General features: G+C 74.5%; 6 protein-coding genes. 3 read left to right on the top strand and 3 right to left on the bottom strand.

Going from position 1 to position 6448, the window contains the following annotated elements:
- Window positions 1–60: 60 nt before the first annotated feature.
- From J7E94_RS32685 to J7E94_RS32695, 3 genes are all read right to left on the bottom strand, one after another.
- Entirely contained in the window at window positions 61–1479 is a 1419-nt protein-coding gene (locus J7E94_RS32685; protein WP_215020453.1) for an amino acid permease, read from the bottom strand.
- Window positions 1480–1554: 75 nt separating this feature from the next.
- Window positions 1555–3753, bottom strand: coding sequence for a phage holin family protein (locus J7E94_RS32690; protein WP_215020454.1), 2199 nt, complete (start codon window positions 3751–3753; stop codon window positions 1555–1557).
- Between the two features lie 184 nt (window positions 3754–3937).
- Complete coding sequence (locus J7E94_RS32695) at window positions 3938–4342, bottom strand: hypothetical protein (RefSeq protein WP_215020455.1); 405 nt, start codon at window positions 4340–4342, stop codon at window positions 3938–3940.
- Between the two features lie 149 nt (window positions 4343–4491).
- On the opposite strand from J7E94_RS32695, the gene J7E94_RS32700 reads away from it, so the two are divergent.
- The 3 genes from J7E94_RS32700 to J7E94_RS32710 all read left to right on the top strand — a co-directional run bounded on the left by J7E94_RS32700 (window position 4492) and on the right by J7E94_RS32710 (window position 6433).
- Window positions 4492–5268 carry an MBL fold metallo-hydrolase gene (locus tag J7E94_RS32700; RefSeq protein WP_215020456.1) on the top strand — a complete coding sequence of 259 codons (777 nt, stop codon included), beginning with the start codon at window positions 4492–4494 and terminating at the stop codon, window positions 5266–5268.
- Complete coding sequence (locus J7E94_RS32705; protein WP_308345615.1) at window positions 5265–5903, top strand: VTT domain-containing protein; 639 nt, start codon at window positions 5265–5267, stop codon at window positions 5901–5903. Before J7E94_RS32700 ends, J7E94_RS32705 begins: the two co-directional genes overlap by 4 nt.
- A gap of 71 nt (window positions 5904–5974) precedes the next feature.
- A complete protein-coding gene (locus J7E94_RS32710; protein WP_215020457.1) occupies window positions 5975–6433 on the top strand; it encodes a MarR family winged helix-turn-helix transcriptional regulator in 459 nt (152 codons plus the stop codon).
- Window positions 6434–6448: the final 15 nt, after the last annotated feature.

Here is a 6448-nt window from a genome sequence, read left to right on the forward strand (position 1 = left end):
CCCCTTAGAGCCCCCCTGGCTGCCCTCTTCTTCCCAAGTTACCCCCCGGGCCTTGCGAAGTTACTCCGCGGGGCAATCGGCCGCCCGCCGCCTGCGGGCGGACATCACGGCGTACACGAGGACGCCCGCGAAGAGGAAGAGCACACCCTGGTAGACGGCGGCGTAGCCGGAGCCGGCCACCAGCCACATCGAGAAGGCGAAGCCCAGGCAGGCGAGGGCGGCGTCGCGGGCCAGGCGGCCGCGGTGGACCCGCTGGGCCTGGCCGGAGAGCAGGAAGTGGACCTGCGCGGCGGTGGAGAGCAGGTAGGGGACGGTCGCGGTGAAAGTGGTGACGAGGACGAGGACCTCGAACACCCCCTCCGAGCCGGCTGTGTAGTTGTAGACGGTCAGGGCCGAGGCCAGGACGACCGTGACGACCACGCCGGCCACCGGGACGCCCCGCTTCTTCGTCTCGAAGATCTTCGGGAAGAGCCCGTCCTTGGCGGCCGCGTACGGGGTCTGCGCGCTGAGCAGGGTCCAGCCGTTGAGGGCGCCGACCATCGAGATCACGGCGGCGCAGGCGACCGCCGTGCCGCCCCAGGTGCCGCCGGCCCCTCCATCTGCGGAAAACATGGCGTTGACGGCGTCGGTGAAGGGGGCCTCGGAGGAGACCAGCTTCTCGTGCGCGACCAGGCCGAAGACGGAGAGGGTGCCGAGCAGGTAGACGGTGGCGGCGCCGACGGTGCCCAGGATGGTGGCCCGGCCGACGTTGCGGGCCGGGTCTCGGACCTCGCCTGCGCTCACGGCGGCGGATTCGACGCCCAGGTAGCTGAAGAGCAGGATCGCGGCGGAGGCGGAGACGGCGCCGACCGCGCTCTGGCCGGTGGCCCGGAAGGGTCCGAGGTTGGCCGGGTCGAAGAAGTACAGCCCGCCGACGGCCACGAGCAGCAGCGGGGCGAACTTCAGTACGGTCGCGACCAGTTGGACGGCGCCGACGTACCGGGTGCCGGCCAGGTTGGCGAGCGCCGGGAGCCACTGCACGGCGAGGGCGGCCAGGCACATGGACCACTGGTGGGTCCCGACGGCCGGGAAGAGCACGGAGAGGTAGCCGACGGCCGCCACGGCGAGGGCCGCGTTGGAGACCCAGGTGGTGATCCAGTAGCTCCAGGCGGCGAGGAAGCCGGCGAAGTCGCCGAAGGCGGCGCGGGCGTAGACGTAGGGGCCGCCGGTCTGCGGGTGCCGCTGGGCGAGGCGGCCGAAGACGAGTGCGAGGGCGACCGCGCCGAGGGTGAGCACGGCGAAGGCGAGGAGGCTGATCGTGCCGAAGGGGGCCACCGAGGCGGGGAGCAGGAAGATTCCGCCGCCGATGATGTTGCCCATGACCAGGCAGGTGGCGATCGGCAGGCCGAAGCGCCGGGCATGCGGGTCCCCCTGCGGGGTCGCATCGCCGGGCCCGGCGGCCTTGCCGGTCTCGGTGGGCAGGGCTGCGGTGCTGGTCATCGGTGGTGCGCCTCGGGTTGTCTCACATGGTGGGCAGGTCAACCCATGGTTGACCACCGCGCAGGCCGCACCAAATCAACGGGTTTCGTCCGGCGCGGGGACCCCTGCGGAGGGAAAGGTTCCGCCGGATCCGGCCTCTGGCCGGGAATCCTCCCGGAGCCGTTCCCGAGACCGACGGCCTGGCCGGTCCGGTGCCGTGGCGCCCTCCGGAACGGCCGCAACCGCCGCGACCGCCGGAACCGCCGACCGCCCGAGGCCGACCGGTGCCTGCGGGCCGTCCGCCTCCCGCAGCCAGCGCCGCAGTACGCCGTGCACCGCCTCGGCGCCCACCAGCTCCGCGCCCGGGTCCGACAGCTCGGTCGGCCACATCAGGAACGGGTGCCCCTGCTCGCCGCCCAGACCGCCGTGCGAGCCGATCTGCTCCTCGAAGGCGTGCACGGCGCCGGTGGCCGGGTCGTACGCCGAGTTCACCATGATGTCGGCCACGTGCGGGAAGGCATCGGTCCGGCGGACCGCCTCGGCCGCGCCGGGGCCGAAGGGAGCGAGCAGCTCCTCCGCCTCCCCCGGGACGTCGAGGCGGGCCTCCGCCCCGCCCGGGCCCAGCACCACCCCGTCCACCAGCAGGAAGCCCACGCCCGGGTGGTTCGCCAGGGTCGCCAGCAGGGCGGGGTGCGCGCGTTCGATCCGCTCGCGCGAAGCCCGGCCGGGTACGTCCGGGAAGGAGATCAGACCGAGGTTGCCCGAGGCCAGCACCACCGGGTCGGAACCGGGCCGCGGGTGCGCCTCCTCGCCCTCCTCCACCGGGCGGTGCAGGGCCGCCAGGACGGCCGTGCGGGCCTCGGCGCCACTGTGCGTACGGCCGGCCCGGCGGGAGACCGGCAGTCCGCAGCCCGCCCGGACCAGGTCCTTCAGGGTCAGCCCGTACCGGGCGAGGAAGGTCTCCCCCGGGCTCTGGCCGTGGTCGGAGAGCAGCACGATCCGGTAGTCGCGCGAGGCGTGCTCGGCGACCCGGGCGATCAGGGCGAGGCTCCGGTCCAGGCGCTCCAGCACCTGGTCGGTGTCCCGGCCGCGCGGGCCGGAGTGGTGGGCGACCTCGTCGTAGGCGACCAGGTCGGCGTAGACCGCGGCGCGGCCGGCGAGCATGTCACCGATCACCGCTGCCACGACCACGTCCCGTTCCACGACCGTGGCGAAGGCCCGGATCAGCGGATACAGCCCGCCGCGGGCCACGCGGGGCCGGTCCCCGCGGATCCGCGCCCGCAGCGACTGGCCCACCTCGCGGCCGGCCTCGGCGACGAAGGACAGGGCGGTGCGGACGGCGTTGGCCGGATCCGAGAAGTACGCGAAGTAGCCCGCGCGGGAGCGGTTCGCCCGGCCCCGGCGGGCGGAGACCGAGAGGACGAGCGCCAGCTGGTCCGCGCCCCCGCTGAAGAGGTTGCCCCGGCTGGCCCCGTCGAGGGTGAGCAGCCCGCCGTCCCCCGTGCGCTCGACGGCGCGCCGCTGGAGCTCGGCGGCGCTGGTGGGCCGGTTGCAGACCACCACCTCGCCGGTGTCCTTCTCGTACCAGCGGAAGGCGGGCACGTCGAAGTTGGAGCCGTGCAGGATGCCGAGCTGGCTGGCGCCGGTCTGGCTCGACCAGTCGGTGTGCCAGGAGGTGATGCGGTGGCTGCGGTCCAGCCAGCCGGCGACGGTCGGCATCAGTCCGCCGGCGCAGGCGTGGCGCAGCACCTCGTACCCGACCCCGTCGAGCTGGAGGAAGACCAGCCCGGGCACCGCCTCGTTCGCGCCACGGGCCCCTGCCCTGCGCCGGCGCCGGCGCCGCCGGTCGGCGAGCCGGTAGAGCCGGCGGCGATACGCCTCGTCGTCGCGCACCGCGAGCGCGGTGGAGGTCGCCGAGGCCACGGCGGACATCACGGCGGCCACGACCACCGCCGTCTCGGGGGCCGCCTCGCCGCGCCCGGCCGGGGTCAGGCTGAGGGCTATGAGCAGCAGCGAGCCGTTGAGGAAGAAGACGAGCAGTCCCAGTACGAGGGCGGGCACCAGCAGCAGGGCGCGTACGAGCACGGGCCAGACCAGCGCGCTCAGCAGGCCGAAGGCGCCTGCGCCCCACGCGGCGGTGACGCCGATCTGCGTGATGCTGTCGCCGTCACCGGACTGGAGCCTGAAGTCCGGCAGGATCCCGGCCAGCGCGAGCAGGGTCAGCGTCGACGCCGCCCAGACGAGGGCCACCCGTATCAGTGCGCCGCCCGCGGTCCGCCACCGTCCTCGCGCCACGCCGCACCCGCCTCACCGCTCCGGCCCACGACGCACCCGCGAGCCCCCGTCCCGCTCTCCAGGCTCGCACAGCGGGGCTCGTAGGGCGGGGTGACACGGATGGCGCACGGACGCGCGGCAGGGGCCGGCAGGGCCGGTACGGGTCGGCAGGGAGGGAGGGAGGGAGGGAGGGAGGTGGTCCGACTCAGGTGCCGTCGTAGCCCGCGGTCGGCATGGACAGCCGGCGGTGCACCTCGGCCTTCATCGCGGAGGTGTACTGCGGCTCTTCGTGCCCGGCGGTCTCCAGCCGTACGCCGCGCCGCTCGCACTCGGCGGTGAACTCCTCGACGGAGCGCAGCGCGCGGGCCAGCACCCGGTGGTTGGCGGCGACGAACAGGTCGACCTGCCCGGCGTCGACGTCGCACCACAGTCCGCAGTGGTCGGGGCGCAGCCCGTAGACGAGCAGGTGGCGTGTCACGACGTAGCCGCGGTCGGCGGCCCAGCGCGCGCACATGGCGTGCTGGCTGCGGGTGTCCACGGCGAAGGGGTCGGCGTCGAGGTCTTCGAGCGGGGCCAGGCTGGCGATCGCGGCCACGCGCAGCTCTTCCATGCCGCCCGACCCTACTCCGATCCGCCGCCGGGGAGGAGGGGGCGGTCCGCCGCCGGGGAGGAGGGGGCGGTCTGCTCCGGTTCCGGGCGGATCGAAAGGGCAGCCTTTAGGCTCGGTGGCGAGGCGGGACGCGCGAGGAGGGAGGCCCGGTGCCGGTGGAGATCACCTGGTGGGGGCATGCCACGTGCACAGTCGAGGACTCCGGGGTACGGGTGCTGACGGACCCGCTGTTCGCCCGGCGGCTCGCGCACCTGCGGCGGCGGCGGGGGGCGGTGCCCCCGGCGCAGGCGGCCGTGGCGGACGTGGTGCTGGTGTCGCACCTGCACGCCGACCACATGCATCTGCCGTCGCTGGCCGCGCTCGCGCCCGGGACCCGGCTGCTGGTGCCCCGCGGCGCGCGCCGGGCGGTGCCGGGGCTGGCCCGGCTCGCGGGCGTGCGGGGGCTGGCGGTGACCGAGGTGGCCCCGGGCGAGGAGGCCGACGTAGGAGGCGGCGTACGGATCCGCGCGGTCAGTGCCCGGCACGACGGGCGGCGGCTGCCGTACGGGCCGCGGCTCGCGCCGGCCCTCGGGTACGTGGTCCAGGGTTCGGCGCGGACCTACTTCGCCGGGGACACTGGGCTGTTCGACGCCATGGCCGAGGAGGTCGGGCCGGTGGACGTGGCCCTGCTGCCGGTGGGCGGCTGGGGCCCGTACCTGGGGCCGGGCCATCTGGACGCGGGACGGGCGGCGCGGGCCCTGGCCGACCTGGCTCCGGCGGCAGCCGTGCCGGTGCACTACGGCACGTACTGGCCGATCGGGCTGGACGCGGTGCGGCCGCACGAATTCCACGCGCCTGGCCAGGAGTTCGAGCGCCGCGCGCGGCGGCTCGCCCCGAAGGTGACGGTCCGGGTGCCCGGCCACGGCGAGCGGGTGCGGCTGCCGTGACGTGGCCCGACATCGCGGCGGCGGCCGGCCAGGTCCCGCCGGAGACCACCCAGCAGGCGGTGGGCTACCCGGCGTTGTTCGTGCTGGTGGCGCTCGGCGCGCTGGTGCCGGTGATCCCGACCGGGGCGCTGGTGAGCTCGGCGGCGGTGGTGGCGTTCCATCAGCGGTCGTTGCCGTTCGCGGTGTTGCTGGTGTGCGCGGTGGCGTCGCTGGCGGCGTTCACCGGGGACGTGGCGCTGTACTGGCTCGGCCGGCGCGGGGTGCGGTCGCGCAATGGCTCGCGCTGGCTGGAGGCGTTGCGCGGCCGGGCCACGCCCGAGCGGCTGGAGCAGGCGCAGACGCGGCTGGACGAGCACGGGGTGCTCGTCCTGGTGGTGTCCCGGCTGCTCCCGGCGGGCCGGATCCCGGTGATGCTGGCCTGCCTGCTGGCGCAGCTGCCGCTGCGCCGCTTCGCCCGCGGCGACGCCCCGGCCTGCCTCGCCTGGGCGGCGACGTACGGCCTGATCGGCATCCTGGGCGGCTCCCTCTTCGCGGAGCCCTGGAAGGGTGTGGCCCTGGCCGTCGGCCTGACCCTCCTGATCAGCGCGGGCCCCTCGCTGTGGCGCCGGATCCGGGGCGCTCGGACAGCGGGCTAGACCTCAACTGCGGTTGAGGTCATAGGGTTTCCGTATCGAGCGATCTTGAAGAGCGAACGGAGCGAACCGTCATGGAGTACTCGCACAGCGACGCCGAACTGATCCGCCAGCCCATCGGCTACTGGAGCTGGGCCGCCTACGACGCGGTCGTCACCCGCACCAGGGGGGCGCTCGCGCAGATCGGCACCACGCAGCCGCAGTGGTGGGTCCTGGCCCAGGTCGCCGGGGCCGAGACGGTGAAGACCCGCGCCGAGGTGACCGAGACCCTGCAGGGCTACCTCTCCGTGGGCGCGCAGGCCCTGTCCGAGGAGATCGACACGACCATCGCCCAAGGGTGGATCACGCAGGACGACAAGGGGAACCTCGGGCTGACGGCGGAGGGCCGGACGTTCTTCGACCAGGCGGCCGCCCTGCAGAAGGACTTGTGGGACGAGCGCCACGCGGGCATCTCGGACGAGGAGTACCTGGCCACCCTGAAGGTGCTGCAGCGGTTCATCCACAACGTGGGCGGCCGGGCCTGGCACCACTAGTAGGGCTTTGTTAGG

Origin of the sequence: Streptomyces sp. ISL-94 (assembly GCF_018614075.1) — a bacterium.
Lineage (GTDB): Bacteria > Actinomycetota > Actinomycetes > Streptomycetales > Streptomycetaceae > Streptomyces.